This window comes from Kribbella steppae (genome assembly GCF_004342025.1).
GTDB lineage: Bacteria > Actinomycetota > Actinomycetes > Propionibacteriales > Kribbellaceae > Kribbella > Kribbella steppae.
The window spans coordinates 26,536-51,077 of record NZ_SLWN01000002.1; the positions used below are offsets into that span (position 1 = coordinate 26,536).

Below are 24,542 nucleotides of genomic sequence, written 5' to 3' on the forward strand. Positions count from 1 at the left end.
GCTACCCGACCCGTTGGACGGCGCCGAAGCGCTCGACCGCGACCTGGACCGCGGCCTGCCGCGCGTCCGCCACCTCGTTCTCCTTCAAGGTGCGGTCCGGCGCCCGGAAGCGGAGCGCGAACGCGAGCGACTTCTTGCCCGCCCCGATCTGCTCGCCGGTGTAGAGGTCGAACAGCCGGATCGACTCCAGCAACTCGCCCGCACCCTCGACCAGCGCCGCCTCGACCTCCGCCGCGGCCACGTCGGCCGGGACGATCAGCGCCACGTCCTCCTTGGCCACCGGGTACGACGAGAACGGCGTGGCCGCGATCGACGCCGGACCGGCCGCGATCAGCGCGTCCAGGTCGAGCTCGACCGCACCGGACCGCGCGGGCAGCCCGAACGCCTGGCACACCTTCGGATGCAGCTCACCAGCGTGACCGACCACCGTGCCGTCGATCGAGAACTCCGCGCACCGGCCCGGGTGCCACGGCGCCAGCTCGACGTTCCGCAGGACCGGCTCGACACCGACCGCAGACGCCACAAAGCGGCCGATCTGGACGGCGTCCGACCAACTGGTCGGCTGACCCTTGCCCCACCAGCCGGTCTCCGTCCGCGCACCGGTCAGCACCGCACCGAGGTGAAGCGGCTGGTCCGGCAAAGCGTCGTACAAGGACTGGATTTCGGCGTCGCTCGGGCGCTGCGCCACGGACAGCAGCGGCGCGGACTTGGACTCCGACTTGGGCTGGAAGACCAGGCCGGTCTGGAAGATCGCCAGGTCGGTGTTGCCGCGGCCGACGTTGCGCTCGGCGGTCCGGAGCAGCGTCGCGAGCAGGGTGGTCTGCATCGAAGGCTCTTCGTCGGACAACGGGTTCACGAGCTTGACCGTCGTACGGCGTGAGTCGTCGGCGGGCAGGCCCATCGCGTCGAAGTCGGCGTCGCCGGTGAACGGGTACGAAACGACCTCGGTCAGGCCCGCACCGACCAGCGCGGTCGCGATCCGGCGGCGGCGCGTCTGCGAGACGGTCAGGCCCTGACCACCCGGCGCCGACGGCAGGACCGACGGCACGTTGTCGAAGCCGAACAGCCGGATGACCTCTTCGGCGAAGTCGTTCGGGTCGCGCAGGTCCGGCCGCCACGACGGCGGCGTCACCGTCAGCAGGTCGTCGCCCGCCAGCGTCGAGGTCTCCCCGGCAACCAGGGCCGGCGCGTGGGCCCCGGCAGCCAGCGGAGCCGGGGTCGCGTCGGACGCGGCCGGCTCGACCTTGCAGCCGACCGACTCGAGGTGACGGACGGTCTCCTCGATCGAGATCGGCGCACCGGCGACCCGGGCGGCGTGGTCGGCCCGGAACGTCACCGGCTCCGGCAGCGGGTGCACGTCGATGAAGGTCTCGGCCGTCTCGATGGTGCCACCGGCCAGGTCGCGGAGCAGGTTCGCCACCCGCTGCGCGGCGTACCGCGGCAGTCTCGGGTCGACGGACCGCTCCCAGCGCTTCGAACCCTCGGTGGACAGCTTGTGCCGGCGCGAGGTCCGGGCGATCACGATCGGGTCGAAGTGCGCCGCCTCGATCACCACGTCGCGCGTGGTCGGCGACAGCTCGGTGGTCGCGCCGCCCATCACCCCGGCCAGGCCGATCGGGCCGGAGCCGTCGGTGATGAGCAGGTCCTCGGGGTCGAGCTCGCGGGTCTGGTCGTCGAGCGTGACCAGCTTCTCCCCCGGCTGCGCACGCCGTACCACGATCTCGCCGGACAGCAGGTTCTGGTCGTAGCCGTGGATCGGGTTGCCCAGCTCGAGCATCACGTAGTTGGTGATGTCGACCGCGATCGAGATCGGCCGCATCCCCGACGCGAGCAGCCGCTTCTGCATCCAGCGCGGCGACGTCGCGTCCGGGTCGATGCCGGTGACGGTCCGGGTGACGAAGGTGGAGCAGCCGTGCTCGTCCTCGATCCGGACCGGGTAGCCGCCCTTCTGGTCCCCGTCGAGCTCCAAGTCGGCCGGGTCCTTGAGCGGTACGCCGTACGCCGTCGCGGCCTCGCGCGCGACACCACGGATGGACAGACAGTAGCCACGATCCGGGGTGACCGCGATGTCCAGTACGTCGTCGTGCAGCGAGAGCAGCTCGATCGCGTCGTCACCCGGCACGGCCTCACCCGGCTCCAGGACGACGATGCCATGCGAGCCGTCGTCGCCCAGGCCGAGCTCCGAGCTGGAGCAGATCATGCCGTTGGAGACGTGGCCGTAGGTCGTCCGCGCGGAGATCGCGAAGCCACCCGGCAGGACCGCGCCCGGCAGTACGACGACGACCAGGTCGCCGACCTCGAAGTTGTGCGCACCGCAGACAACCCACTGCGGCTCGTCCTTGCCGATGTCGAGCGAACACCAGCGGATGGTCTTGCCGTTCTTCTGCGGCTCGTTCTCGTACGTGAGCACCTTGCCGACCACCAGCGGGCCGGTCAGGTCCGACTCCTCGACGGTCTCCACCTCGAGGCCGGCCCGGATCAGCTTCTCCCCGACCTCGCGACCGCTCACACCGGCCGGGAGGTCGACGTACTCACGAAGCCATGACAGTGGGACCCGCATCAGATCTCCATCCCGAACTGGCGGCTGAACCGCACATCACCCTCGACCATGTCGCGCATGTCCTCGACCCCGTTGCGGAACATCAGCGTCCGCTCCAGGCCCATGCCGAAGGCGAAACCCGAGTACCGGTCGGTGTCGATGCCGCAGGCCTGCAGGACGCGCGGGTTCACCACGCCGCAGCCGCCCCACTCGATCCAGCCCTCGCTGCCACAGGTGCGGCACGGGCGGTCCGGGTTGCCGACGGACGCGCCGCGGCAGACGAAGCACTTGAGGTCCACCTCGGCCGACGGCTCGGTGAACGGGAAGAAGTTCGGCCGCAGCCGGGCCTCGAGGCCCTCGCCGAACATCGAGACGACGAAGTGGTCGAGGGTGCCCTTCAGGTGCGCGAGCGTGATCCCTTCGTCCACGACCAAGCCCTCGACCTGGTAGAAGACCGGCGTGTGGGTCGCGTCCAGCTCGTCGGTGCGGAACACGCGGCCCGGGCAGATCACGTAGATCGGCGGCTTGCGGGTCAGCATCGAGCGCGCCTGCACCGGCGAGGTGTGGGTCCGCAGCACGGCGCCGGAACCGGCCGGCTCGACGAAGAAGGTGTCCTGCATCTGCCGGGCCGGGTGGTCCGGCTGGAAGTTCAGGGCGTCGAAGTTCAGCCACTCGGCCTCGATCTCCGGGCCTTCGGCGACGTCCCAGCCGAGCGCGGTGAACACATCCGCGACCTGCTCGGAGATCAGCGACAGCGGGTGCCGGGCGCCGAGCTCGGGCGTGGGCCAGGGCAGCGTCACGTCGACCCGCTCGGTGGCGAGCATCCGCTCCTCGTGCTCGGCCTCGAGCACCGCGAGCCGGGCCGCGAAGGCCTCGTTGATCGCCTTCCGGGCCGAGCCAATCCGCTGACCGGCCTCCTTGCGGCCCTGCGGCGGCAGCGCGCCGATCTCGCGGTTGGCCAGCGCGATCGGCGACTTCTCCCCCAGATGCGCGACCTTCGCCTCCTGCAGGGCGGCCAGATCGGCCGCCTCGGCAAAGGCCTTCAGCGCCTCGTCCCGGGTCCGCTCCACCTCTTCGGCATGCAACGGCGTCACTTCGACCGGGTCGTAATCAGTGTTGGGACCGGACATGGCTCGCTCTCGGGGTTCGGAACTTCTGCGGAAGCAGTCTAGGAACCTCGGCCGCCTAACCGTGAATCGGCTATCCACAGCCCGACCCGTGACCACTCCGCTCACCGTAGGCAACCACCCGAACCCGATCGAGTCGCGGACCACACGCAGCCACTCCCGGCGCACCCCTGCCCGGCCCAACCCCCAACCCCAGCGGCCAACCCCCAACCCCAGCGGCCAACCCCCAACCCCAGCGGCCAACCCCCAACCTCAGGGGGCAACCCCCAACCTCAGTGGTCAACCCCTGAGCTGGAGGGTTGCCCCCTCGGAATGTGAGGGGGCAACCCTCCAGCTGCGTGGGCAAGCGCCAGGCACCAGGCGTCAGGCGTCATGCACCAGGCGTCAGGCGTCGGAGGTGGTGGCGAGTTCGGGCTCGGGGACCGGGTCCGACTTGCGGCGGGGCAGGGCGATGATGGCGACCAGGGCTCCGGCCAGGGCACCGACCAGGCCGGCGGTCATCGCGATCGACATGGCGTCGGTGAAGGCGCTCCGGGCGGCGGCGACGAAGTCCGGGCCGAGGGCGAGCGTCTCGGCGATGGAGTTCCGGGCGACTTCCGGAACCGAGTCCGGTAGAGACGAGGAGTACGCCGCGGCAAGGACGCTCCCCAGGACGGCGACCGACAGAGCGGCACCGGTCTGCTGGACGGTGTCGTTCATCGCCGAGCCAACGCCGCGGTGTTCGGCCGGCACCGACTGCATCAGCAGGGTGTACGCCGCTGGGCCGGCCAGCCCACCGCCGATACCCATCACCAGCAGCCCGATGATCAGCAGGCCGTAGCCGGACGTCGTACTGACCTGAGTGAGGATCCCGAAGCCCGCCGCGATCACCACCAAGCCGGTCGCGATCAGCGTCCGGTCGGCCAGCTTCTTACCCAGCGTCGCGCCGAGACCGTTGAACAGCATCGCCGAAGCGGCGTACGGGATCAGGGCCAGGCCGGCCTTCAACGGGCTGTACCCGAGCACGAATTGCAGGTACTGCGTCAGCGCCAGCAGCAAGCCACCAGCGGTGAACGACAGCAGCACGATCGAGAAGCTGGTGCCGCTGAAGTTCCGGTCGCGGAACAACGCGAGCGGCACCATCGGGTGCGCACTCCGCTTCTCCCACAACGCGAACCCGGTCAGCGCGACCACACCGACGGCCAGACCGCCGAGCACCTTCGCGGAGCCCAACCCGTCGGCAGGGATGGAGATGATCGCCCACACCACCGCGGTCATGCCAACCATCGACAGCACCGCGCCACCCGGGTCGATCGCCCGCGCCGGTCCACGGGACTCCGGGATCAGCGCGAGCGCACCGATGATCGCCAGTACCGCGATCGGCACGTTCAGCAGGAAGATCGAGCCCCACCAGTAGTGCTCGAGCAGGACGCCGCCGACCGTCGGACCGGCGATGACGCCGACCATCGCGACGGTCGACCAGCCGGCCATCGCCTTGCGCTGCTCCTCCGGCGGGAACACGGTGAACAGCAGCGACAGTGTGCTCGGCATCAGCAGCGCTCCGCCGACGCCCATCAGCGCCCGGCATGCGATCAACTGCTCCGGGTTGGTCGCCAGCGTGGCCAGCAGGGACGCCAGCCCGAACAGCACCAGCCCGATGATCAGAATCTTCCGCCGGCCGAACCGGTCGGACAGGCTGCCCGCGGTCAGCAGTAGGCCGGCGAACGCCAGGATGTAGGCGTCGATGATCCACTGCACGTCGGCAGGAGTGGCATCCAGGTCGCGCATCAGCGACGGGATGGCCAGGTTGAGCACGGTGTTGTCGACGACCAGCACCATCAGTGCCAGGCAGAGGATCAACAGGATCCACCAGCGTCGCGGATGACCGGTCGCTGAGGCGGACTCGAACGGTGTACTAGTCACTCGCACACTGTACGACAAACTCGTACGGTGTGCGAGTCCGGCGTAGGATGACCCCATGAAGGAATCGATCTGGACCCGGACCCGGGCCGCCGCACCCGTCCGGGAGACGCTGAGCCGGGAGCAGATCGTGCAGGCCGCGATAGAGACCCTGGACGCCGAGGGCGTGGCCGGGCTGAGCATGCGCAAGCTGGCCGCCAAGCTCGACGCGGGGGCGACCAGCCTCTATTGGCACGTCCCGACCAAGGACGATCTCATCGACCTGGTCATCGACGAGACGTACGGCGAGGTCGACGTACCGGAGCCGGAGCTGGCCGGCTGGCGCGCCGGTGCGCTGCTGTTCGGGCACAGCTTGCGCGCGATGGTCCTGCGCCACCCGTGGCTGCCCGAGGTCATCTACACCCGGCCGAGCATCGGTCCGAACGCCACCTCACTCGGCTCGCGAGGGCTCGTGCTGTTCGGTGCCGCCGGCTTCGCCGACCGCGACGTCGACTTCGCGATGGGCAGTGTGATGTCGTACGTGTTCGGTACGGCGAACGCCGAGGTCGCCGTCCACACGGCGATCAGGAACTCGGGCCGGTCGACTGATGAGTGGGTCGGCGACGTGCTGGAACAGGCCCGCGTCGCCACCGCGAACGACCCGCAGATGCAGGAGTCCCTGCGACGCCGCTCGAACCGGGATCTCGCCACGATGCACACCGAGTCCTTCGTCTTCGGCCTCGACGCTCTCCTCGACGGCCTTGCAACCCGGGTGAAGAAGTGACTCAGTCGGTACGACGCTGGGCTCGGGCCGACGCGTAGAGGCAGATAGCGGCAGCCGTGGCCAGGTTGAGGGACTCGGCCCGGCCGTAGATGGGGACCTTGACCGAGTGGTCGACGATGGCGTCGTACCCGTCGGGGAGGCCGTGAGCCTCGTTGCCGAAGAGCCAGACCGTCGGCTTGGCGAGCGTGCCGTCGTCGATGCAACTGTCGAGGTCGGTGGCGCCGTACCCGTCGGCCGCGAGGACCTGCAGGCCTTGGTCGCGCCACGACTTGGCGGCCCCGGCGACGTCCACGTCGACGGAGATCGGCAGGTGGAAGACGCTTCCGACGCTGGCACGGACCGCCTTCGGGTTGTGCGGGTCGACGGACTCGGATGACAGTACGACGGCATCCGCGCCGGCGGCGTCGGCCGTACGGATGAGGGTTCCGACGTTGCCGGGATCACGGACCTGGACGCCGACCGCGACCAGTCGGGCAGTACGTCGTACCGCTTCGTCCAATCCGACATCGACCAGCGAGCAGATGGCGACCACACCTTGGGAGGTGACGGTCTCGCTCAACGCCTCGATCGCCGCGCGATTGACCTCGAACCACGACACCTCGGCGGCGCGCGCCAGGTCGCGGAGATCGCGATGGCGGGTGGCGACGTCGGGTTCGGCGTACACCTCGAGGACGCGTTCACGGTGCTCGAGGGCTTCCCGGACGGCCTGTGGGCCTTCGACCAGGAAGCGTCCGGACTTGCGCCGGAACGCACGAGTGGCGAGCCGCCGGGCCTGCTTGATCCGCACGGATTGCGGGGTCAGCAGACCAGGGCTCGCCACTTCGTGTGTGCTACTTGGAAGGTCTTGCTCAGGCCGCGGCGTCGCTCTTGGGCGCGTTCACGTCAGCCGGCAGCGCCGCCTTGGCGACCTGGACCAGCGCGGAGAACGCGGCCGGGTCGTTGACGGCCAGGTCGGCGAGGATCTTGCGGTCGACCTCGACCTCGGCCAGCCGCAGACCCTGGATGAACCGGTTGTAGGTCAGGTCCTCGGCGCGGACCGCGGCGTTGATGCGCTGGATCCACAGCTTGCGGAAGTCGCCCTTGCGCGCCTTGCGGTCCCGGTAGGCGTAGACGAGCGAGTGGGTGACCTGCTCCTTGGCCTTGCGGTACAGCCGCGAGCGCTGACCGCGGTAGCCGCTGGCCTGCTCGAGTACGACCCGGCGCTTCTTGTGGGCGTTGACTGCCCGCTTCACGCGTGCCATGAGGTGTTACTCCTTGTATTTCTGCGCCGGAGACAGATGGTGCCCACTCGGCGGGGGTGTTCGGGGGAAGGGATGGGAGGAAGATCCAGCACTACGGGTGCCGAAAATCCAGCACTCAGAGGCCGAGAAGCTTCTTGGCCTTCTTCACGTGCGACGGCGCGACCTCGACGGTGCCGGACAGGCGACGCTTGCGCTTGGTCGGCTTCGCCTCGGCGAGGTGACGCTTACCGGTCTGCTCGCGGCGCAGCTTGCCCGAGCCCGTGATCCGGACGCGCTTCTTCATCCCCGAGTGGGTCTTCATCTTCGGCATGGCTGTTGTGCTCCTGATTATCTTTCGTTGACTCGATCTTCGGTTGACGGTGCTCCGGCCTCACGACCGGAGCGATTCGTCACTCCGGGTCGAGGTTGTCTGCCGGACCCTTCGGCTTCTTCGTGGAGCCGGCGGCGCGTTCGGCCTCGTGAGCCTGCACCTGCTCGGCGCGCTCGGCGCGCTCCGCCTCGTGCTCGGCGTCACGCTCGGCCTGCTTCTTCGCCTTCTCGGCCTCCACGTCCACGCGCGCCTCGGACTTCTTCTTGTGCGGTCCGAGCACCATGATCATGTTCCGGCCGTCCTGGCGCGGCGAGGACTCGACGAAGCCGAGCTCGCTCACGTCCTCGGCCAGCCGCTGCAGCAGCCGGAAGCCGAGCTCCGGGCGGGACTGCTCACGTCCGCGGAACATGATGGTGATCTTGACCTTGTCCCCGGCACGCAGGAACCGGACGACGTGACCCTTTTTGGTCTCGTAGTCGTGCGGGTCGATCTTCGGCCGCAGCTTCATCTCTTTGATGACCGTGTTGGTCTGGTTCCGGCGGGACTCGCGCGCCTTCTGCGCGGTCTCGTACTTGTACTTGCCGAAATCCATCAGCTTGCAGACCGGAGGGCGGGCGGTTGCCGCGACCTCGACCAGGTCGAGATCGGCCTCCTGTGCCAGCCGAAGTGCATCTTCGATCCGGACGATGCCTACCTGCTCACCGTTCGGTCCGACCAGTCGCACCTCGGGAACGCGGATGCGCTCGTTGACGCGCAGTTCAATGGTGATGGGTCCTCCTGGGTTGTGCTCGTTTTCGTGCCACCTCGCGTCCGCCGCGGACCTCCGGGAATGACAAAGGCCCTCGTGCGATCACACGAAGGCCCAATTCCCAGATCGACGGCGCTCCAACCCTTGCGGGAGGTACGCCGTACGATCGCCGAGACACCCGGAAGGCTTCCGGAATCTCAGCGTGACCGGGACCCGCCGACTGTGCATCGACTGGGTGGGAGGTGGCCCTCCGCTTAGACCAGAACCGTTGGCGTCCCTCGAGTATTCCTCTCAGGGGGCACCACCGGACCAGGTCGGTCGCCGTGTAAGAGTAGCAGCATGACCGACGAACTCTCCACTTCGCAGTCCGAGCCCACCGCCAACCGGCCGGACCCGATGTCCACGGTGTCCCGCGACATCGCCGACGTACCCAGCGTGGAGATCATCTCGACCGCGGCACTGCACCTGATGAGCGCGGCCGCGGTCAATCTCGGTCTGGCCGAGGACCTGCCCGAGCACAAGGACCTGGACGAGGCCCGCTCCCTCATCGACGCCCTGGCCGGCCTCCTCGACGCCTCCGCCGCATCCCTCGGCCACCACCACGCGGCCCCCTTGCGCGACGGCCTCCGCTCCCTCCAACTCGCCTTCAAGGAGTCGTCGACGATCCCCGACGAACCCGGCCAGGGCCCGGGCGAGAAGTACACCGGCGCAGTCCACCCCTCCGCCGCCCGGAGGTGAATCCTTAGACCGATTGGGTGTCGGCCGGCGAGTTGCCGGCGGTGGCTGATTCGTCGTCGATCCATTCGAGGAGGTCGCCGGGTTGGCATTCGAGGACTCGGCACATGGCTTCCAGGGTGCTGAAGCGGACGGCTTTGGCGCGGCCGTTCTTCAGGACCGCGACGTTGGCCGGGGTCAGGCCGATCTTCTCGGCGAACTCGCCGACGCCCATCTTGCGCTTCGCCAGTTCGACGTCGATGCGCACCACGATGGGCATCAGATCACCGCTTCCATGTCGGCGGCCAGCGTGGTCGCCTGCCGGAGCAGGGCGCGCATGACGACCATGAGCAGCACGAGCACGCCGCCGACCAGAACCATCCCGAACATCAGGATCGGCAGCCCGGGGTCGTTGGCCAGGAAGCCGAGGTAGAGGAACACACCGAGGAACAGCACCCAGCCGACGCCGAGGGCCCAGATGATCGCGTCGACCCAGGCGAATGCTTCCTCGCTGAAGATCCGGTCGGAGGCGACCAGGGTGAGCAGCTTCCAGGTGCAGACGATGACGACCTGGATGCAGAGCAGCTCGAGGATCGACCAGATCGTCAGCGGCCAGCGCAGGTACGCCATGTCGGGCTCTTCCCGCGCCATGTATGCGAACTGACCCGGCATGCTCATCACCTGCGCCACCACCAGCCCGGCGAACAGCATCACCAGCAGGACCCGGAGCGGCACGACCACCCGATGCACCAGATTCATGCATCGACTATCGACCGCCATCTATCGAAAGTCAATAGACGCTAGCCTTTGACGGCACCCTCCTCGACGCCCTTGAAGAAGAACCGTTGCAGTGTCGCGAACACGATCACGATCGGGATGAAGGCGATCATCGTGCCCGCGGCGATGAGCCGGGGGTTGTTGCTGAAGGTGCCGGACAGGTACTGCAGGCCGACGGTCAACGTGTACTTGTCCGGGTCGGTGAGCACGATCAACGGCCAGAGGAAGTCGTCCCACGCACCGATGAACGCGAAGATCGCCACCACGCTGATGGTCCCCCGCACCGACGGCAGGCCGATGTAGACGAACCGCTGCCAGGCGTTCGCGCCGTCCACGATCGCAGCCTGGTCCACCTCGACCGGCAGCGACCGGAACGCGTTGTACATCAGCAGCACATTCAACGCGCCGATCATGCCCGGCAGCGCCACACCGAACAGCGTGTTCGCCAACCCGAACTCCCGCACCGTCACGTACTGCGAGATGATCGTGACCTCACCCGGCAGCACCAGCGTGGCCAGGAACAGCCCGAGCACCAGCCGACGCCCGCGGAACTGCAACCGGGACAACGCGAACCCTGCCAGCGACGCCCCGAGGACGTTGCCGCCGACAACCAGTACGGCGACCACCAGAGAGTTCTTCGCGTAGTCCCAGACCGGGATCGTGTCGGCCACCGCACCGTAGTGGTCGAACGTCGGCTCGGCCGGCAGCAGCCGCGGGATCCGGGTGTAGATGTCCTCCCCGGATCCCTTCAGCGACGTGGACAGCTGCCACAGGAACGGCCCGATCGTGATCAGCAGGACGAACACCAGCAGTACGTACCGGACCACCTTCTCGCGCCGCGAGACAGTGTTGAACCCAAAAGATCCACGCCGGCGATCAGGCGGCGTACCAGGCTGAGTTGGTACGGCGACCGGCCGCGCCGGATCGGTGACGACACTCATGCTTCCGCTCCTCTCCGGTTCAGCCGGGCCAGCACCAGCATGGGTACGACGGTCACGAAGAACAGCACGATCGACAGCGCCGACGCGTACCCGAGGTTGCCCTCGAAGCCCTGGCTGTATTGCTGGATCAGCATCACGACCGAGTTGTCGCGGCCGCCGGGACCACCCTTGCCGCCGGTCAGGATGAACAGCTCGGAGAAGACCCGCAGGGCCGACACCGAGATCAGGATCGAGATCAGGATCATCGTCCCGCGGACCCCCGGCACGGTGATGTGCACGAACCGCCGGAACGGCCCGGCCCCGTCGACCGCGGCCGCCTCGTGCAGCTCGCGCCCGACGTTCCCGAGGGCGGCCAGGTAGATGATCATGTAGTACCCGAGCCCCTTCCAGATCGTCAGACTGATGGCGCTGAGCAACAACAGCCACTGGTCGCTGAGGAACGGCAGCGGCCCGGAGATGACGCCGAGCTTCTCGGCCAGGCCGTTGACCAGACCGCGGTCGTCCAGGATCCACTGCCAGATCAGCGCCACCACCACGGCCGAGGCCACCACCGGGGTGTAGAACGCGGTCCGGAAGAAGGTGATCCCGGGCAGCTTCTTCTCCACCAGTACGGCGAGCAGCAGCGGCAGGACGGTCAGGAACGGCAGGCAGACGACCATGTAGATGACGCTGTTCAGCAAGGCCCAGCGCAACTGCTCGTCGTGCAGCAGGGTCTCGAAGTTCTTCAGCCCGACGAATGTGCCGCCGCCCAACGGCTTGGCGTTGGTGAACGACAGGATGACGGTGTTGATCGACGGCCAGAGGTTGAAGACCAGCAACCACGTGAGTGCTGGAATGACCAGCACCCACGGGGTGAACCAGCGTTGGTAACGCATCACTGGGTAAGAAGCTGGTTGGCCTTCGCCACCGCTGCGTCAAGAGCCTGCTGGGACGAGATCTTGCCGGAGATCGCGAGTGAGATCTGCTGCCCGATGAAGTCGTTGGTGGCGCCGCTGATCACCGGCGGCTGCAGCACCTTGGCCTTGGCCAGCGACTCGAAGGCGAGCACCTTCGCGTCACTTTCCGGCGTACCGTCGCTCTTGGAGAAGTACGGGTCGCTCGCGGACGCCTTGGTGGACGGGAAGATGTTGACGATCTTGGCGAACGCGGCCTGGTTCTCCGCGTTGGTGACGAACCGGGCCAGTGCGATCGCGGCCGCCTGGTTCTTGGTCTTGGCCGACACCGACAGGCCCTGCACGTACAGCGGCGGGGTGTCCAGCGCGGGCGACGGGACGACCTTGCCCTTCAGCGACGGGTTGTCCTTGACGAAGTCCTGGATCGCGTTGCCGCCGCCGGTGGTCCAGGCGACCTTGCTCTGGGTGAAGAGCTTGGAATTGCCCAGGTACTCCTGGGTCAGGATGTCGCGCGGCAGGTAGCCGGCCTTGTACGCGTCGCGGTACTTGTCCAGCAGCGCGGCGGCCTCGGGAGTGTTGAAGACGAACTTCTTGCCGTCGTCGGACAGGATCTTCACGCCGGCGTTGGTGAAGTCACCGATACCGGGCAGCCGGCTCATCAGGTACTCCTTGCCGGCGGTCTTGTCGTGCATCACCTTGGCGGCCGCGAGCAGCTCGTCGAAGGTCTTCGGCGGGTTCTTCACATCCAGGCCGGCCGCGGCGAACTTGTCGGAGTTCCAGTAGTCGATGTCGGTGTTCAGGTACCACGGATAGCCGAAGGTGCCATTGAGGCCCTGGTACTGGTACGCCTGCACACCGCCCTCGACGTACTCCTCGTTGATCTTCGGGTCCGCGGCGCCGACGTCGAGCAGCATGCTCTGCTTGGCCAGCGAGAGGGCGAAGTCCGGCGGCAGGTTCGTCACGTCGGGCAGCTGACCGGCCGAGGCCTGGCTCAGCACCTTCTTGTCGTAGCCGTCGCCGGGCTGGTCCAGCCAGGTCACCTTGGTGCCCGGGTACTTCGCCTCGAAGGCCTTGATGACGCCCTCGACGTACGAGGTGAACTTCGGCTTCAGCGCCCAGGTCTGGAAGCTGACCTCACCGGTCACGGCTGCGTTCGCATCGACGGTCGGCGTGGCGCCGCTGCCAGAATCCTCGGTCGAACCGAGGCCGCAACCAGCAAGGGTGAGAGCCGCGGCGGCCAGAGCTGCCACCGCTGCCGGACGACGTCTACGCATGGAAATCTCCTGGGTTGATAAACCGGTATAGCTCCTGCACTATCCGGGATCGTAGAATCCGCTGTCAAGGGAAGAGGGTGTATGGGAACTCTGCGCCGGGGCGAGCAGGCGCTCGGCGGAGTGCAGCGCAAGGCCGAGGACAAGGCTCGGAGTGGGTTTCTCCGTGCCTTGTCCTCCAACGCGGCGCTGTGCCCGCCGAGCGCCGCGCAGTAGGCGCAGAGTTCCCATACACCCTCTGAAGGGAGGTACCAGTGGCGAGACCGACGATCGCCGACATCGCGAACCGGGCCGGTGTGTCCAAGGGCGCGGTGTCGTTCGCGCTGAACGGGCGGCCCGGGGTCAGCGACGCGACCCGGGAGCGGATCCTGCGGATCGCCGAGCAGATGAGCTGGCGGCCGCACAGTGCCGCCCGCGCGCTCGGCGCGTCCCGGGTCGACTCGGTCGGGATGGTGATCGCCCGGCCGGCCCGCACCCTCGGCGTGGAGCCGTTCTTCGCCCACCTGCTGTCCGGCGTGCAGTCCGGGCTGTCCGCGGAGTCGATCTCGCTGCAACTGCTGATCGTCGAGGACTCCGCGGCCGAGATCGAGGTGTACCGCCGGTGGACCTCGGAGCACCGGGTCGACGGCGTGATCCTGGTCGACCTGACCGTCAAGGACCCGCGGGTCGACGAGCTGAAGGCGCTCGAGCTGCCGGCCGTGGTGATCGGCGGCCGCGGCGGTAAGGGCGCACTGCCCTCGGTCTGGGCCGACGACCGTGAGGCGATGCTGTCGATCGTGGAGTACCTGGCCGCCCTGGGTCACCGCCGGATCGCCCACGTCGCTGGTACGCCGAACTTCCAGCACACCCAGCGCCGGATCCGGGCACTCCGCGACGCCGCTCCCCGGCTGGGCCTCGCTGACTCGCCGTCGCTGACGACCGACTTCAGCGACGCGGAGGGGGCCGCGATCACGCGCAAACTGCTGTCGCAGTCGCAGCGTCCGACCGCGATCGTGTACGACAGCGACGTGATGGCGGTGGCCGGGCTCGGGGTCGCGATGGAGATGGGCGTCTCGGTGCCGGGCGACCTGTCGATCGTTGCCTTCGACGACTCGATCCTGACCCAGCTGATGCACCCGGCACTGACCGCGCTGTCCCGCGACACCTTCGACTTCGGCCGCCAGGCCGCCGAGGTGCTGCTCGAGGTCATCGCCGACCCCACCCAGATCATCAACCGCCGCACCCCCGACCCGGTCCTCACCGTCCGCGAGTCCACCGCACCCCCCGCCTGAGGGGTTGCCCACTCAGCTGGGGGGGTTGCCCACTGAGAATCTCGGTGGGCAACCCCCGCTCCGAGGGGGCAGCCGCAGAAGTTGCCCGGATTCCTAAACCGTTTTAGCATCGTCGGCATGCATCCCGTCACGCCCCGGTTCGGCGCGAACTACGTCCCCTCGGCCGGCTGGTTCTACAGCTGGCTCGACTACGACGGCGCCGCGGTACGACGGGACTTCGCCGACCTGGCCGGGATGGGCCTGGACCACGTCCGGGTGTTCCCGGTCTGGCCGTGGATCCAGCCGAACCGGGCGATCATCCGCGAGCGCGCGATCGAGGACCTGCTGGACACCATCGACGCCGCCGCCGAGCACGGGCTGTCCGTCGCGGTCGACCTGATCCAGGGCCACCTCTCCAGCTTCGACTTCCTGCCGTCCTGGGTGCTCACCTGGCACAAGACCAGCCTGTTCGAGGACCCGACGGTCCGCGACGGCCTGACGTCGTACGTCGAGACCGTCGCGCGCGCCCTGGCGGAGAAGCCGAACGTCTTCGCGATCACGCTCGGGAACGAGGTGAACAACCTCTGGCCGGACAGCGCGACCAGCGCCGAGAGCTCGACGAGCTGGGCACAGGAGCTGCTGACCACGGTCAAGAACGCGGCGCCCGACGTACTGGCCCTGCACTCGGTGTTCGACGACGCCTGGTACAAGGTGGACCATCCGTTCCATCCGGTGGACGTGGTGGATCTGGGGGATCTGAGCACTGTCCACTCGTGGGTATTCAACGGGGTCTCACGGGTGGACGGTCCACTTGGTCCAGCGACGCTCAGCCATGCGGACTACCTGGTCGAGCTGGCCGCGGCGGCGTCGCTGGATCCGGCGCGGCCGGTGTGGCTGCAGGAGATCGGCGTACCGGGGCCTGACATTCCGGTGGACCTGCAGGCGGAGTTCACCCGGCGGACGGTCGAGCTGGTGCTGGCCAACCCGGCGTTGTGGGGTGTCACCTGGTGGTCGTCGCACGACATCGACCGGCGGTTGCTGGACTTCCCGGATCGTGAGTACGACCTTGGGTTGTTCACTGTCGATCACCAGCGCAAGCCGGCCGCGCAGGCGTTGGCCGACGTGATCGCCGAGGTCCGGTCCACCGGGATCAGCCCTCAGCCGGCGACCACGCTCACGTGTCCCGTCGACCTGCGGACCGAGCCGCACCGTCGGCCGGAAGTTGCCCCCGGCAGCGAATTTCACCTGCAGTGGGTCGCCGCCCGCGCCGCAGGCCCGGTCCGGATCGTTCTGCCTGGCTAGAGCTCGATCAACTTCTGCAGGCCGTCGAGGATGCGGGTGAGACCGAAGTCCAGATCGTCGTCGACCTCATCCTCGTACTCCTGGTTTGTGTAGAGGGCGGCCACCATCTCGAAGCCGGCCTCCCGGAGTCGCGGCACCAGGAATGCGCCGACGGCCGGCGCCTGGACCGGTACGTCGACATTGGCGGTCAGCTCGCGCACCATCGCCGAGTAGCTGCGGGCGTAGCCGGACAGCAGCACCGCACAGCCGAGTGCGTCGTGCTGACTGAGCGACGTCTCCGCCAGCACCCGGAGCAGCACCTCCAGCCAGTGCAGCTGGTTCGGCGTCGTCGGCGCACCCCGGATGGGTACGTCGAGCAGCCAGGGACGCTCGGCGTACCGGTCGACGGCCGCGTGCACCCACGCCTCGGAACCCGCCCGCCAGCCACCGGCCGCGAGGATCGAGTCCGGTGCGCGACCGAGCGCCTTGTCCTGGACCAGGACGATCAGCTCATCCTTGGACCGGACGTAGCGGTACATCGCGTTCGTGGTGACGCCGAGGTGCGCCGCGATCCGCTGCAGTGAGATCGCCTCGAACCCGTACCGATCGCCGAACTCGATCCCGGTGTCGACGATCTGTTCCACCGACAACCCCGGCTTGGGCCCACGCCGCTGCACCGGCTGCACACCCCACGACAGGGCCAGCCCCGGCGGCAGTCCCCCGCGGTCCTCGGTCATGACTCCCATCCTCGCGTACGGCGGCCGACAGGGGTGCTAGCACCACCCACAGATCGGGTCCTCGGCACCCTGTGGCGAAACTGTTCAATCCTTACGCTATTTCATCAAGAGCCCGAGAACACGCCCTCCGGGGCGCCTGAGCAGAAAGCAGGTACTCCTGATGAACACCGTCTTCGACCCGCTGTTGATGCCCGACCAGGTCTGCCTCTCCGACACCGACCGGCAGACCGCCGCCGCCAAGCTGGACCACGCCGTCCGGTACGGCACCCTCACTCCGCCGCAGGCCGTCGTCCGCCGGGACCTCCTGCACACCGCCCGCAACCGCGGCGAGCTCCGCCAGGTCTTCGACGGGGTCGACGGCGCTGTCCCGTCCGACGGTCTCACTGTCGCGTTGCGCGTGGTCACTGCCGTCTGGCTGGTGACGTGCGTGGTGCAGTTCGTCGTCTGGCTGACGATGGCGGCCTTCGGGAACCTCGACTGGCCGTGGTGGCTGTTCTCCGATGCCGGACTCGGTCTCGTCGTCGGCATCCTCTGGTGGACCCACGAGTCGTACCACCGCAAGACCGACGTACAGGTGGAGCGGTGAACGCGGCGGTCCAGCTCACCGAGGTCAGCAAGGTCTACGGCACCGGTCCCGGCTCGGTCACCGCGTTGGACGGTGTCACCCACGGCTTCGCCGAGGGCACGTTCACCGCGGTGATGGGCCCGTCCGGGTCCGGCAAGAGCACGCTGCTGCACTGCGCCGCCGGACTTGATTCGCCGACGTCCGGCGACGTACAACTGGTCGGCCGGTCCCTGCGTGGACTTAACGAGACCGCGTTGACCGAGTTGCGCCGTGAGCACGTGGCTTTCGTGTTCCAGTCGTTCAATCTGATGCCGACGCTGACGGTGCGGCAGAACGTCGTACTGCCGCTCACGTTGGCAGGGAAGTCGCCGGACCGGGCGTGGGTCTCCGAGGTGATCCAGCGTGTCGGGCTCGGCGACCGGGTCCGGCATCGGCCGAGTGAGCTGTCAGGTGGTCAGCAACAACGAGTGGCGATCGCGCGGGCGTTGGCAGCGCGGACGGCGATCACGTTCGCCGACGAGCCGACCGGAGCGCTGGACACGGCCACCGCTCTTGAGGTGCTGTCACTGCTCCGGGACCAGTCGCGGGCTCAGGGCCAGACGATCGTGATGGTCACCCATGACCCGGTCGCGGCGTCGTACGCCGATCGCGTGGTCTTCCTGGTCGACGGCCGGATCGTCTCCGAAGCCGCCCGGCCGACGCCCGAGTCTGTCGCGGCACAACTTGCCCAGCTCTCGTCCCGATCGAAGGTCTCGCCATGATCCGCCTCGCCTTCTCCAGCCTCCGCCACCGGGCGGCGGCGTTCCTCGCGATCCTTGTCGCGGTGACCCTCGGCAGCGCTCTGCTCTGCGCCGCCGGCGGCCTCCTCGAAACCGGACTCCGGCTCAACGCACCGCCACAGCGACTCGCCGCCGCACCGATCGTCGTCACCGGCGACCCGGCGTACCACCCACCCAACGGCTCCGGCTCCGTCGCCTTCCCCGAACGGCACCGCGTGGACGCAGCCCTCGTCACCAAGCTCGCCGGTACGACGGGAGTCGCACAGGTGATCCCGGATCGTTCCTTCCCGGCCATGGTTGCTGGGAGCAAGGACGTGATCGGTGGGCATGGGTGGAGCTCGGCCGCGTTGGCGCTGTACCAGCTGATCGCGGGCCACACGCCGGCGAGCGGCGAGGTAGTGGTCGACGCCAAGCTCGGTCCTCAGTTGGGTGATCGGATCAGCGTGATCGTCAACGGAGAGCCGCAGGCTGTCACCGTCGCCGGAGTTGCGGCGGCCAAGGTGGACCTGCCCTCGGTCTTCTTCGCCGACGCGGATGCCGCCCGGCTGGCTCCGCGGGGGTTCGACGCGGTCGGAGTGTTCCCGGCACCGGGGGTTTCGGCTCGTGAGCTGGTACGACGACTGGAGCTGCCGGACGGCGTAGCGGCGTACATCGGGGATGACCGGGGCGTCGCGGAGTACACCGGGATCGCGACGAGTCTGCCGCTGATCATCATGTCCGGCGTCTTCGGTGGGATGGTGGCCGTGGTGATGGCACTGGTCGTGTCGGCCACGATCGGGCTGTCGGTGCGCCAGCGACGGCGTGAACTGGCGTTGCTCAGGGCCAGCGGCGCGACCCCGCGACAGGTCCGCCGGATGGTGGTCACAGAGACGATGGTGGTCGGCGTGATCGGCCTGGCGCTCGGACTGTTGTCCGGCCGGGTCGCGGGCGACTGGATCTTCGGGATGTTGACCGGCAACGGGATCGTGCCGTCGCAGTTGCGGTTCGACCAAGGGCCGTTGCCGTTCGCGGGCGCCGCGCTGCTGACGTTCGTGGTGTTGCGGACAACGGTCGGCTTCGCGGCCGGACGGGCGGCGCGGATCCGGCCGATCCAGGCGCTGGCAGAGGCCGCCGTACCGGCTGGGGTGATCGGCCGGCCGCGGCTCATTGTCGGGGCCGTGTTCGCGATCGGGACCGGGTGCATCGCGGTCTCGACCATGTTCATGAGTCCGGTGAACGCGGCGGCGATCGGTGGGCCGGCCGGGCTGACCGGTTCGATCGCGGTCGCGATCCTCGGACCGCTGGTGATCCGGTCGGCACTGGTGCCGCGGGTGACGGCGCTGCTCGAGAAGCGTGGCTCCAGCGGGTTTCTCGCCGTGATCAACCTTCGGGTGCGGGCGGCGCAGTTCACCGCGATCCTGGTGCCGATCACACTCGCCTCGGCGATCGCGCTGGGCAACATCTACGCCCAGACCACTCAGCAGAAGGCAGCGGTCGAGGCGTACACTGACAACCTCTCCGCCAACGTCGTCGTGACGAGCCCCGCAGGCGTCACGCCCGGACAGTTCGAGGAGCTGCGATCGCTGCCGGGAGTCACCGCAGCATCCGAACTGGTCCGCAGCAAAGGTTGGATCGAGGAGCCGTACGACACCTCGCACACCAGCGATCCATGGCCGCTACTGGGTCTCAACGGACCGGTCTACAAGGGCAAAGTGAAGGCGGGATCGCTCGAAGACCTCACCGGCTCGACCGTCGCGTTGCCGCCGGACGCCGCTCGCAAGCTGAAGGTGGGCGTCGGTTCCGAGCTCGGCCTCCGCCTAGGCGACAACGCGCTGGTGAAGGTCAAGGTGGTCGCGCTCGCCGAGGGTCCCGACGGCTATGAGTCACTGTTGTTGCCCTCGGCGCTGCTGGCCGCGCACACCACGACCGGACTGCCCGCACAGGTGTTGTTGCGGGCTGAGCACCCCGATCAGGTGATCGCGGCGGCCGAGTTGCCTGGGGCAACCGTCGGCGGGCGCGACGTGCTCGGGGCCGGGTACGACGCGGGGCTCGGGATCGACGCCTGGATCGGGTACCTGCTGGCCGGGATCGCGATCGCGTACACGGCGATCGCCTCGATCAACACGATCGCGGTCGCTGTCCTCGACCGGCGGCGGGAGTTCGGTCTTCAACGGCTGACGGGCTCGACCCGGCGGCAGGTGAAGGCGATGCTCTACCTGGAGCACCTGGTGATCGCAGCACTCGGCCTGGTCCTCGGTGTCCTGGCCGCGGCCTGCGCGGTGCTCCCGATCGCGGTCGCGACGCGCGGCTGGCCGATCCCCTCCGGCTCGCCCTGGGTCCTGCTCGGCTGGATCGCCGTCGTACTGCTGCTGGTCCTGCCCACCACCGCCGTCACCGCGCGACTCGCCATGCGCCCCAAGCCAATGGATGCGCTCAGCTCACCGATCGGGTGAGGTTTCCGGAAGAAAGGTGCTCTGTGACGCCTAGGTTCCGGAAAGCGGAGGTGGTTCGATCCACGCGTAGCCGCCGTCTTCCAGGCGGATCACCTGGAGGCCGGCGGCGAGGCGTCGTACGTCGTCGGTCTCGATCACCCCGGCGGCGGGGCCGGCGATGTCGAGGACGATCGCGGCGGCGCCTTCCTGGACTGTCGCGGTCGCGACCAGCTGGGACTGCGCCGGCATCGGGCGGGCGTCCGGGCTCCAGCGGGCCAGGCTCTCGGTGCCGGTGAAAGCGAGCAGGGCGTTGCGGCCGTCCTGGCCTTGGAGCAGCGCGACCGCCATGTCCGAGGTCTTGTCGTGGGCCAGCCCGTTCTCGTCGTACTCGACCTCGCCGAGCATCGCCACCACCGGCACCAGCAGGCGGGCCTTGGTCAGCGCGGCCAACACTGCCCCGTGGTCACCCTCTGCGAGCGCCTTCGCCAGCGCGGGGTCGGCCGACCCGTCGTCGTTGTCGAAGCCGGTGAAGGCCAGGCGGCGCTCTGGTTGCATGCCCCGTATTCTCCACTCGGCCTCCCCGGGGTGGGGTTTCAGGGTGGTACCAGGGCTGTTCCCGGCTTGGTTCCGCGGGGGACTGTGCGAGCCTGGGTATGTGCCTGACTTCAACGATCTGACGCTGCTGCCGTTCTGTGTGGGCCTCACGCTGCTCGGCCTGATCGGCTCGTGGACCGCCTGGCGGCGCCGCGGGGCGGCGGCCGGTACCCGTGGCGTGGCCTGGTCCCTGTTGCCGGTCTCGCTGTACCTGACCGGCCTGCTCGAGTTGGTCTGGGATGTGGTGCGCTCGACCGTCAGCTGGGTCACCCACCTGATCTTCTCCCCCACCGTGTGGGCCGGGGTCGCGCTGTTCGGCGTCTCGGTCGTGCTGTACGTCGTTTCGGGTGTGGCCCGCGGCCGTGGGGGGAACAGGGCACCAAAGGACAAGACACAGTCAAAGCCCGCCTCGCCCGCGGGTGAGCTGACCGCGACGGGTCCCGAACCCGCGTCGGCCGCTCCCGCCAAAGCTGCCAAGCCTGCCAAGGGGTCGAAGGCGAAGCAGCAGGAATCGTCGGAGTTCGACGAGATCGAGGACATCTTGAAGCGCCATGGAATCAACTGACACGAAAGCCACTGCCACGCTGACCGTCGACTCCCTGCTGGACCACGTCCAGGCCGCCCCACCCCGGCTCGGCAAAACCCGGCTGATCAGCATCGACGGACCGGCCGGCTCCGGTAAATCCACCCTCGCGGCGACGATCGCGGCCCGCGCCGAAGCCCGCGGACTCCACACCCGCGTCATCCACATGGACGACCTGTACGACGGCTGGACCGGCGCCGTCCGTGGATTCGGTCTGTTGCGCGACCACGTACTACAGCGGATCGCGGACGGCCGCGAAGGACGGTACCGGCGCTACGACTGGCACGTCGGTGCGTACGCCGAGCTCCACGTCGTACCCGTGACCGTCGAACTGCTGATCGTCGAAGGCGTCACGTCATGCGACCGCGACGCCGACCACTGGCAGTCACTGCGGCTGTGGATCGAGACGTCGAACGAGGTCCGCCTGGATCGCGGGATCGCCCGCGACGGCGAGGCACTGCGCGACCACTGGCTCGAGTGGATGCGTTGGGAGCGCGACCATTTCGCCGATCAGGCGACCCGCTCCCGGGCTCATGTCATCGTCGACGGCGACCCGTCGACGCCGCACGACCCCGCTCTCGAGCTCGTCACGAAGTCGGTGGCGCTGCCGCCGCACGACTCAGCGGCTTCCTGACCACGATCAGCCGCGCTCGCGGATGGTGGGTCCACTCCCCCGCGGGTGCCTTGGCCACGAAACGTGCCCGGAGTTCGGCGATGTACGCGTCACCCCGGGCCAGCGCTAGAGCTCTCATCGGCCCGGCGTGATCGGCGGCATCGAAGTACGTCGCCGCGTCCGGATGGGTCATCGGGTAGGACACCAGCTCGTCGCGTTCGATCACGGCCTCGTCGAGCGCACCGACGAGCCGGTCCTCCCACGAGTAGTCGCTGCGTTCGCCGATCACCTTCCCCATCAAGGCGAACGGACCGTCCTCTTCGGTCTGGCCGGGCCAGTAGACGACGCACATCCGACCGCCTGGAGCCAGCGCACCCAGCCACGACCGAAGGGCACCTTCCGGGTCGGGCAGTTGCTGCAGCCCGAACACCGATACGACGGCAGCACACCGGCCCGACCATCGTGCGTCGAGCGTGGAGGCATCGGCCTGCACAACCTCCACGCTGGCATACGCCAGACGAGCCGCTCGCTCGCGAGCCCGACGAACCATCCCGCCGGACAGGTCGATCCCCGCAATCTCCCGACCCGGAAACCGCCCAACCAACAAATCCAGCTCGGGAAAAGTCCCACAGCACGGCACCAGAATCGGCCCTCCAGGCACACGGCCGATCGCATCGACGGCGGCCATCACCCAGGGGGCGAAGCGAGGGACGAAGTACTGGTCGTAGCCGTCCGCGGCTTCGTCCCAGCCTCGGGCGACGCGGGCCAGGCGTTCTTCTGTCACAGGCCCGCCGTGATGCGGTCTGTTGCGGAGCCGGAGGCAGTGGTCAGGCACGCTGGGCGGCCGGTTGCCTCGACCCAGGCAAGAATCTTGGGGTCGGTCATGGCTTGGTCTCCTCCGTGACCGCCGCCAGCCGGCGGCGCAGGTGGGCTCGATCGGGTTCGGTGCCGGCCAGGGCAAGGGCTTGTTCGTACGCCGCTGTTGCCTCAGGCAAGCGGCCGAGGCGATGCAGCAGATCCGCCCGGGCCATCGGGAAAGGGTGGTAGTCACGCAGCCGCGGCTCGTCGGACAGTTCGTCGAGCAGCGCCAGACCCGCCTCGGGTCCGTCGCGCATCGCGATCGCGGCTGCCCGGTTGAGGGCGACCACCGGCGACGGGTCGATCGTGATCAGGATGTCGTACAGGGCGACGATCTGCGGCCAGTCGGTGCCGGCCACATCGGCCGCCTCGTCGTGCAGGGCGGCGATCGCGGCCTGGACGCCGTACGGTCCGGCCGTGCCGCCGGTGAGTGCGGCGACGACCAGGTCGCTGCCCTCGGAGATCTGGTCGCGATCCCAGCGGCTGCGGTCCTGATCGTCGAGCAGGACGATCTCGCCGTCCGGGCCGGTACGGGCGTCGCGCCGGGCGTGGATCAGCAGCATCAGGGCGAGCAGACCGGCGACCTCGCGTTCGTCCGGAAGCAGCCGGCGCAGGATCCGGGCCAGCCGGATCGCCTCCTCGGCGAGGTCGAGGCGCTGCAGGAACGGTCCCGAGCTGGCCGCGTACCCCTCGGTGAAGACCGAGTAGATCACCTGCAGGACGCCCGGCAGGCGTTCCGGCAACTCGTCCGCACCAGGCACCCGGAACGGGATCCGCGCGTCCTTGATCTTCTTCTTCGCCCGGACGATCCGTTTGGCCATCGTCGCGGTCGGGACGAGGAACGCCCGGGCCACCTCCGGTGTGGTCAGCCCGGCCAGGCACCGCAGCGTCAGCGCACCGCGGTCCTCGGCCGCCAGGGCCGGATGAGCGCAGGTGAAGAACAACTGCAGCCGCTCGTCCGGCAGCTGATCGCCCTCGGTCGCAGGCGCGGCCCGGTCGGCCTCGACCTGCAGGATGGCGAGTTTGGCGGCGTACACCTGGTCGCGCCGCAACCGGTCGACCGCCTTCCGCCGCGCGGTGGTCATCAGCCACGCACCCGGGTTCGGCGGCACGCCGTCGACCGGCCACCTCACCAGCGCCGCCTCGATCGCTTCCGAAGCGACCTCCTCGGCCAGGTCGAGGTCACCGAACCTCCGGGCGAGCGCGGCCAGCAACCGCCCGCGCTCCTCCCGGAACACCGCCTCGACCTGTGCGTGCATCGTGGATCAGGCCCCCGGGAACTCGGCGACCGGACGGACGTCGATCGAACCGCCGCCCCGGGAGCCGGGGCACTTGGCCGCCCACTCGAGCGCGACATCCAGGTCCGGGACGTCGATCACGTAGAAACCACCGAGGACCTCCCGCGTCTCGGCGAACGGCCCGTCGGTCACGGACCGCTGGCCGTCGTTCGCGACCTGCACCCGGGTCGAGGTGACCAGATCGGCCAGCGACTCGGCCGAGACCACGACTCCGGCGTCCTGGATCTCCTTGTCGAACCGCATCCAGTCCTCCGGCTCACACCCGACCGCACCGCCACTCAGGTCGAGCTCACCGGCATTGATCAGCAGCAGATACTTCATCTCGGATCCTCCTGTTGGCGTGTTTACAG

At 68.6% G+C, this 24,542-nt stretch carries 27 protein-coding genes; 10 read left to right on the forward strand and 17 right to left on the reverse strand.

Going from position 1 to position 24,542, the window contains the following annotated elements; genetic code table 11:
- Position 1 precedes the first annotated feature (1 nt).
- From EV652_RS04915 to EV652_RS04925, 3 genes are all read right to left on the reverse strand, one after another.
- Positions 2 to 2,560, reverse strand: a complete 2,559-nt coding sequence (locus EV652_RS04915) for a phenylalanine--tRNA ligase subunit beta (protein WP_132207802.1) — start codon at positions 2,558 to 2,560, stop codon at positions 2 to 4.
- The gene (gene pheS / locus EV652_RS04920) at positions 2,560 to 3,669 is read right to left on the reverse strand and encodes a phenylalanine--tRNA ligase subunit alpha (protein ID WP_132207803.1); all 1,110 of its coding nucleotides are present in this window, start codon (positions 3,667 to 3,669) and stop codon (positions 2,560 to 2,562) included. The genes EV652_RS04915 and pheS overlap by 1 nt, the downstream gene beginning before the upstream one ends.
- A gap of 381 nt (positions 3,670 to 4,050) precedes the next feature.
- Positions 4,051 to 5,568 carry an MFS transporter gene (locus tag EV652_RS04925; RefSeq protein ID WP_242001570.1) on the reverse strand — a complete coding sequence of 506 codons (1,518 nt, stop codon included), beginning with the start codon at positions 5,566 to 5,568 and terminating at the stop codon, positions 4,051 to 4,053.
- Positions 5,569 to 5,623: 55 nt separating this feature from the next.
- Between EV652_RS04925 and EV652_RS04930 the strand changes: the two genes are divergently transcribed.
- The gene (locus EV652_RS04930; protein ID WP_132207805.1) at positions 5,624 to 6,328 is read left to right on the forward strand and encodes a TetR/AcrR family transcriptional regulator; all 705 of its coding nucleotides are present in this window, start codon (positions 5,624 to 5,626) and stop codon (positions 6,326 to 6,328) included.
- 1 nt (position 6,329) lies between these two features.
- Here EV652_RS04930 and EV652_RS04935 read toward each other — a convergent pair whose 3' ends face one another.
- From EV652_RS04935 to infC, 4 genes are all read right to left on the reverse strand, one after another.
- Positions 6,330 to 7,148: a TrmH family RNA methyltransferase gene (locus EV652_RS04935; protein WP_132207806.1), complete on the reverse strand. Its 819-nt coding sequence runs from the start codon at positions 7,146 to 7,148 to the stop codon at positions 6,330 to 6,332.
- Between the two features lie 28 nt (positions 7,149 to 7,176).
- Entirely contained in the window at positions 7,177 to 7,569 is a 393-nt protein-coding gene (gene rplT, locus EV652_RS04940; RefSeq protein ID WP_131367113.1) for a 50S ribosomal protein L20, read from the reverse strand.
- Positions 7,570 to 7,684: 115 nt separating this feature from the next.
- A complete protein-coding gene (gene rpmI, locus EV652_RS04945; RefSeq protein WP_132207807.1) occupies positions 7,685 to 7,879 on the reverse strand; it encodes a 50S ribosomal protein L35 in 195 nt (64 codons plus the stop codon).
- Positions 7,880 to 7,958: 79 nt separating this feature from the next.
- A complete protein-coding gene (gene infC, locus EV652_RS04950) occupies positions 7,959 to 8,648 on the reverse strand; it encodes a translation initiation factor IF-3 (protein ID WP_132207808.1) in 690 nt (229 codons plus the stop codon).
- A 318-nt stretch (positions 8,649 to 8,966) separates the two neighbouring features.
- Here infC and EV652_RS04955 point away from each other — a divergent pair, with 318 nt between their 5' ends.
- On the forward strand, positions 8,967 to 9,365 hold the full coding sequence (locus tag EV652_RS04955) for a DUF1844 domain-containing protein (RefSeq protein WP_242001571.1): 399 nt from the start codon (positions 8,967 to 8,969) through the stop codon (positions 9,363 to 9,365).
- A gap of 4 nt (positions 9,366 to 9,369) precedes the next feature.
- Here the strand turns inward: EV652_RS04955 and EV652_RS04960 are convergent, their stop codons facing one another.
- The 5 genes from EV652_RS04960 to EV652_RS04980 are packed head-to-tail and all read right to left on the reverse strand — an operon-like array spanning position 9,370 to position 13,226.
- Positions 9,370 to 9,621: a helix-turn-helix domain-containing protein gene (locus EV652_RS04960; RefSeq protein WP_132207809.1), complete on the reverse strand. Its 252-nt coding sequence runs from the start codon at positions 9,619 to 9,621 to the stop codon at positions 9,370 to 9,372.
- A complete protein-coding gene (locus EV652_RS04965) occupies positions 9,621 to 10,100 on the reverse strand; it encodes a DUF2975 domain-containing protein (protein WP_132207810.1) in 480 nt (159 codons plus the stop codon). Before EV652_RS04965 ends, EV652_RS04960 begins: the two co-directional genes overlap by 1 nt.
- A 41-nt stretch (positions 10,101 to 10,141) precedes the next feature.
- On the reverse strand, positions 10,142 to 11,059 hold the full coding sequence (locus tag EV652_RS04970) for a carbohydrate ABC transporter permease (RefSeq protein ID WP_132207811.1): 918 nt from the start codon (positions 11,057 to 11,059) through the stop codon (positions 10,142 to 10,144).
- The gene (locus EV652_RS04975; protein ID WP_132208446.1) at positions 11,056 to 11,934 is read right to left on the reverse strand and encodes a carbohydrate ABC transporter permease; all 879 of its coding nucleotides are present in this window, start codon (positions 11,932 to 11,934) and stop codon (positions 11,056 to 11,058) included. The genes EV652_RS04970 and EV652_RS04975 overlap by 4 nt, the downstream gene beginning before the upstream one ends.
- Positions 11,934 to 13,226, reverse strand: coding sequence for an ABC transporter substrate-binding protein (locus EV652_RS04980; RefSeq protein ID WP_132207812.1), 1,293 nt, complete (start codon positions 13,224 to 13,226; stop codon positions 11,934 to 11,936). The genes EV652_RS04975 and EV652_RS04980 overlap by 1 nt, the downstream gene beginning before the upstream one ends.
- Positions 13,227 to 13,307: 81 nt before the next feature.
- Between EV652_RS04980 and EV652_RS45715 the strand changes: the two genes are divergently transcribed.
- The 3 genes from EV652_RS45715 to EV652_RS04990 all read left to right on the forward strand — a co-directional run bounded on the left by EV652_RS45715 (position 13,308) and on the right by EV652_RS04990 (position 15,775).
- Positions 13,308 to 13,439, forward strand: a complete 132-nt coding sequence (locus EV652_RS45715) for a hypothetical protein (protein ID WP_255512570.1) — start codon at positions 13,308 to 13,310, stop codon at positions 13,437 to 13,439.
- A 38-nt stretch (positions 13,440 to 13,477) separates the two neighbouring features.
- A complete protein-coding gene (locus EV652_RS04985) occupies positions 13,478 to 14,494 on the forward strand; it encodes a LacI family DNA-binding transcriptional regulator (protein ID WP_132207813.1) in 1,017 nt (338 codons plus the stop codon).
- 117 nt (positions 14,495 to 14,611) lie between these two features.
- Entirely contained in the window at positions 14,612 to 15,775 is a 1,164-nt protein-coding gene (locus EV652_RS04990) for a glycoside hydrolase 5 family protein (protein ID WP_132207814.1), read from the forward strand.
- Here the strand turns inward: EV652_RS04990 and EV652_RS04995 are convergent.
- Complete coding sequence (locus EV652_RS04995) at positions 15,772 to 16,491, reverse strand: TetR/AcrR family transcriptional regulator (protein WP_132207815.1); 720 nt, start codon at positions 16,489 to 16,491, stop codon at positions 15,772 to 15,774. The two genes, EV652_RS04990 and EV652_RS04995, sit on opposite strands and share 4 nt — an antisense overlap.
- A gap of 160 nt (positions 16,492 to 16,651) precedes the next feature.
- On the opposite strand from EV652_RS04995, the gene EV652_RS05000 reads away from it, so the two are divergent.
- Genes EV652_RS05000 through EV652_RS05010 form a run of 3 tightly spaced genes read left to right on the forward strand, consistent with a single transcriptional unit; the run spans position 16,652 to position 20,267 of the window.
- The gene (locus EV652_RS05000; RefSeq protein WP_132207816.1) at positions 16,652 to 17,077 is read left to right on the forward strand and encodes a DUF1707 domain-containing protein; all 426 of its coding nucleotides are present in this window, start codon (positions 16,652 to 16,654) and stop codon (positions 17,075 to 17,077) included.
- The gene (locus EV652_RS05005; protein WP_132207817.1) at positions 17,074 to 17,817 is read left to right on the forward strand and encodes an ABC transporter ATP-binding protein; all 744 of its coding nucleotides are present in this window, start codon (positions 17,074 to 17,076) and stop codon (positions 17,815 to 17,817) included. Before EV652_RS05000 ends, EV652_RS05005 begins: the two co-directional genes overlap by 4 nt.
- Positions 17,814 to 20,267, forward strand: a complete 2,454-nt coding sequence (locus tag EV652_RS05010) for an ABC transporter permease (protein WP_132207818.1) — start codon at positions 17,814 to 17,816, stop codon at positions 20,265 to 20,267. Before EV652_RS05005 ends, EV652_RS05010 begins: the two co-directional genes overlap by 4 nt.
- A gap of 30 nt (positions 20,268 to 20,297) precedes the next feature.
- Here EV652_RS05010 and EV652_RS05015 read toward each other — a convergent pair whose 3' ends face one another.
- A complete protein-coding gene (locus EV652_RS05015) occupies positions 20,298 to 20,801 on the reverse strand; it encodes an SseB family protein (RefSeq protein WP_132207819.1) in 504 nt (167 codons plus the stop codon).
- A gap of 100 nt (positions 20,802 to 20,901) precedes the next feature.
- On the opposite strand from EV652_RS05015, the gene EV652_RS05020 reads away from it, so the two are divergent.
- Positions 20,902 to 21,405 carry a hypothetical protein gene (locus EV652_RS05020; RefSeq protein ID WP_132207820.1) on the forward strand — a complete coding sequence of 168 codons (504 nt, stop codon included), beginning with the start codon at positions 20,902 to 20,904 and terminating at the stop codon, positions 21,403 to 21,405.
- Positions 21,392 to 22,057, forward strand: coding sequence for a uridine kinase family protein (locus tag EV652_RS05025; RefSeq protein WP_132207821.1), 666 nt, complete (start codon positions 21,392 to 21,394; stop codon positions 22,055 to 22,057). The genes EV652_RS05020 and EV652_RS05025 overlap by 14 nt, the downstream gene beginning before the upstream one ends.
- Here the strand turns inward: EV652_RS05025 and EV652_RS05030 are convergent.
- From EV652_RS05030 to EV652_RS05040, 3 genes are all read right to left on the reverse strand, one after another.
- The gene (locus EV652_RS05030; RefSeq protein ID WP_242001572.1) at positions 22,011 to 22,820 is read right to left on the reverse strand and encodes a class I SAM-dependent methyltransferase; all 810 of its coding nucleotides are present in this window, start codon (positions 22,818 to 22,820) and stop codon (positions 22,011 to 22,013) included. The two genes, EV652_RS05025 and EV652_RS05030, sit on opposite strands and share 47 nt — an antisense overlap.
- Positions 22,821 to 22,917: 97 nt before the next feature.
- Positions 22,918 to 24,153 carry an RNA polymerase sigma factor gene (locus tag EV652_RS05035; protein ID WP_132207822.1) on the reverse strand — a complete coding sequence of 412 codons (1,236 nt, stop codon included), beginning with the start codon at positions 24,151 to 24,153 and terminating at the stop codon, positions 22,918 to 22,920.
- A 6-nt stretch (positions 24,154 to 24,159) separates the two neighbouring features.
- Positions 24,160 to 24,513 carry a YciI family protein gene (locus EV652_RS05040; protein WP_132207823.1) on the reverse strand — a complete coding sequence of 118 codons (354 nt, stop codon included), beginning with the start codon at positions 24,511 to 24,513 and terminating at the stop codon, positions 24,160 to 24,162.
- Positions 24,514 to 24,542: the final 29 nt, after the last annotated feature.

What these genes read in the sequence shown, in the direction of transcription:
- EV652_RS04915 (WP_132207802.1), bottom strand. Translation starts at nt 2,560, where the DNA reads ATGCGGGTCCCACTGTCATGGCTTCGTGAGTACGTCGACCTCCCGGCC.
- pheS (WP_132207803.1), bottom strand. Translation starts at nt 3,669, where the DNA reads ATGTCCGGTCCCAACACTGATTACGACCCGGTCGAAGTGACGCCGTTG.
- EV652_RS04930 (WP_132207805.1), top strand. Translation starts at nt 5,624, where the DNA reads ATGAAGGAATCGATCTGGACCCGGACCCGGGCCGCCGCACCCGTCCGG.
- rplT (WP_131367113.1), bottom strand. Translation starts at nt 7,569, where the DNA reads ATGGCACGCGTGAAGCGGGCAGTCAACGCCCACAAGAAGCGCCGGGTC.
- rpmI (WP_132207807.1), bottom strand. Translation starts at nt 7,879, where the DNA reads ATGCCGAAGATGAAGACCCACTCGGGGATGAAGAAGCGCGTCCGGATC.
- EV652_RS04955 (WP_242001571.1), top strand. Translation starts at nt 8,967, where the DNA reads ATGACCGACGAACTCTCCACTTCGCAGTCCGAGCCCACCGCCAACCGG.
- EV652_RS04960 (WP_132207809.1), bottom strand. Translation starts at nt 9,621, where the DNA reads ATGCCCATCGTGGTGCGCATCGACGTCGAACTGGCGAAGCGCAAGATG.
- EV652_RS04965 (WP_132207810.1), bottom strand. Translation starts at nt 10,100, where the DNA reads ATGAATCTGGTGCATCGGGTGGTCGTGCCGCTCCGGGTCCTGCTGGTG.
- EV652_RS04970 (WP_132207811.1), bottom strand. Translation starts at nt 11,059, where the DNA reads ATGAGTGTCGTCACCGATCCGGCGCGGCCGGTCGCCGTACCAACTCAG.
- EV652_RS04975 (WP_132208446.1), bottom strand. Translation starts at nt 11,934, where the DNA reads ATGCGTTACCAACGCTGGTTCACCCCGTGGGTGCTGGTCATTCCAGCA.
- EV652_RS04980 (WP_132207812.1), bottom strand. Translation starts at nt 13,226, where the DNA reads ATGCGTAGACGTCGTCCGGCAGCGGTGGCAGCTCTGGCCGCCGCGGCT.
- EV652_RS45715 (WP_255512570.1), top strand. Translation starts at nt 13,308, where the DNA reads ATGGGAACTCTGCGCCGGGGCGAGCAGGCGCTCGGCGGAGTGCAGCGC.
- EV652_RS04990 (WP_132207814.1), top strand. Translation starts at nt 14,612, where the DNA reads ATGCATCCCGTCACGCCCCGGTTCGGCGCGAACTACGTCCCCTCGGCC.
- EV652_RS04995 (WP_132207815.1), bottom strand. Translation starts at nt 16,491, where the DNA reads ATGACCGAGGACCGCGGGGGACTGCCGCCGGGGCTGGCCCTGTCGTGG.
- EV652_RS05000 (WP_132207816.1), top strand. Translation starts at nt 16,652, where the DNA reads ATGAACACCGTCTTCGACCCGCTGTTGATGCCCGACCAGGTCTGCCTC.
- EV652_RS05010 (WP_132207818.1), top strand. Translation starts at nt 17,814, where the DNA reads ATGATCCGCCTCGCCTTCTCCAGCCTCCGCCACCGGGCGGCGGCGTTC.
- EV652_RS05015 (WP_132207819.1), bottom strand. Translation starts at nt 20,801, where the DNA reads ATGCAACCAGAGCGCCGCCTGGCCTTCACCGGCTTCGACAACGACGAC.
- EV652_RS05025 (WP_132207821.1), top strand. Translation starts at nt 21,392, where the DNA reads ATGGAATCAACTGACACGAAAGCCACTGCCACGCTGACCGTCGACTCC.
- EV652_RS05035 (WP_132207822.1), bottom strand. Translation starts at nt 24,153, where the DNA reads ATGCACGCACAGGTCGAGGCGGTGTTCCGGGAGGAGCGCGGGCGGTTG.
- EV652_RS05040 (WP_132207823.1), bottom strand. Translation starts at nt 24,513, where the DNA reads ATGAAGTATCTGCTGCTGATCAATGCCGGTGAGCTCGACCTGAGTGGC.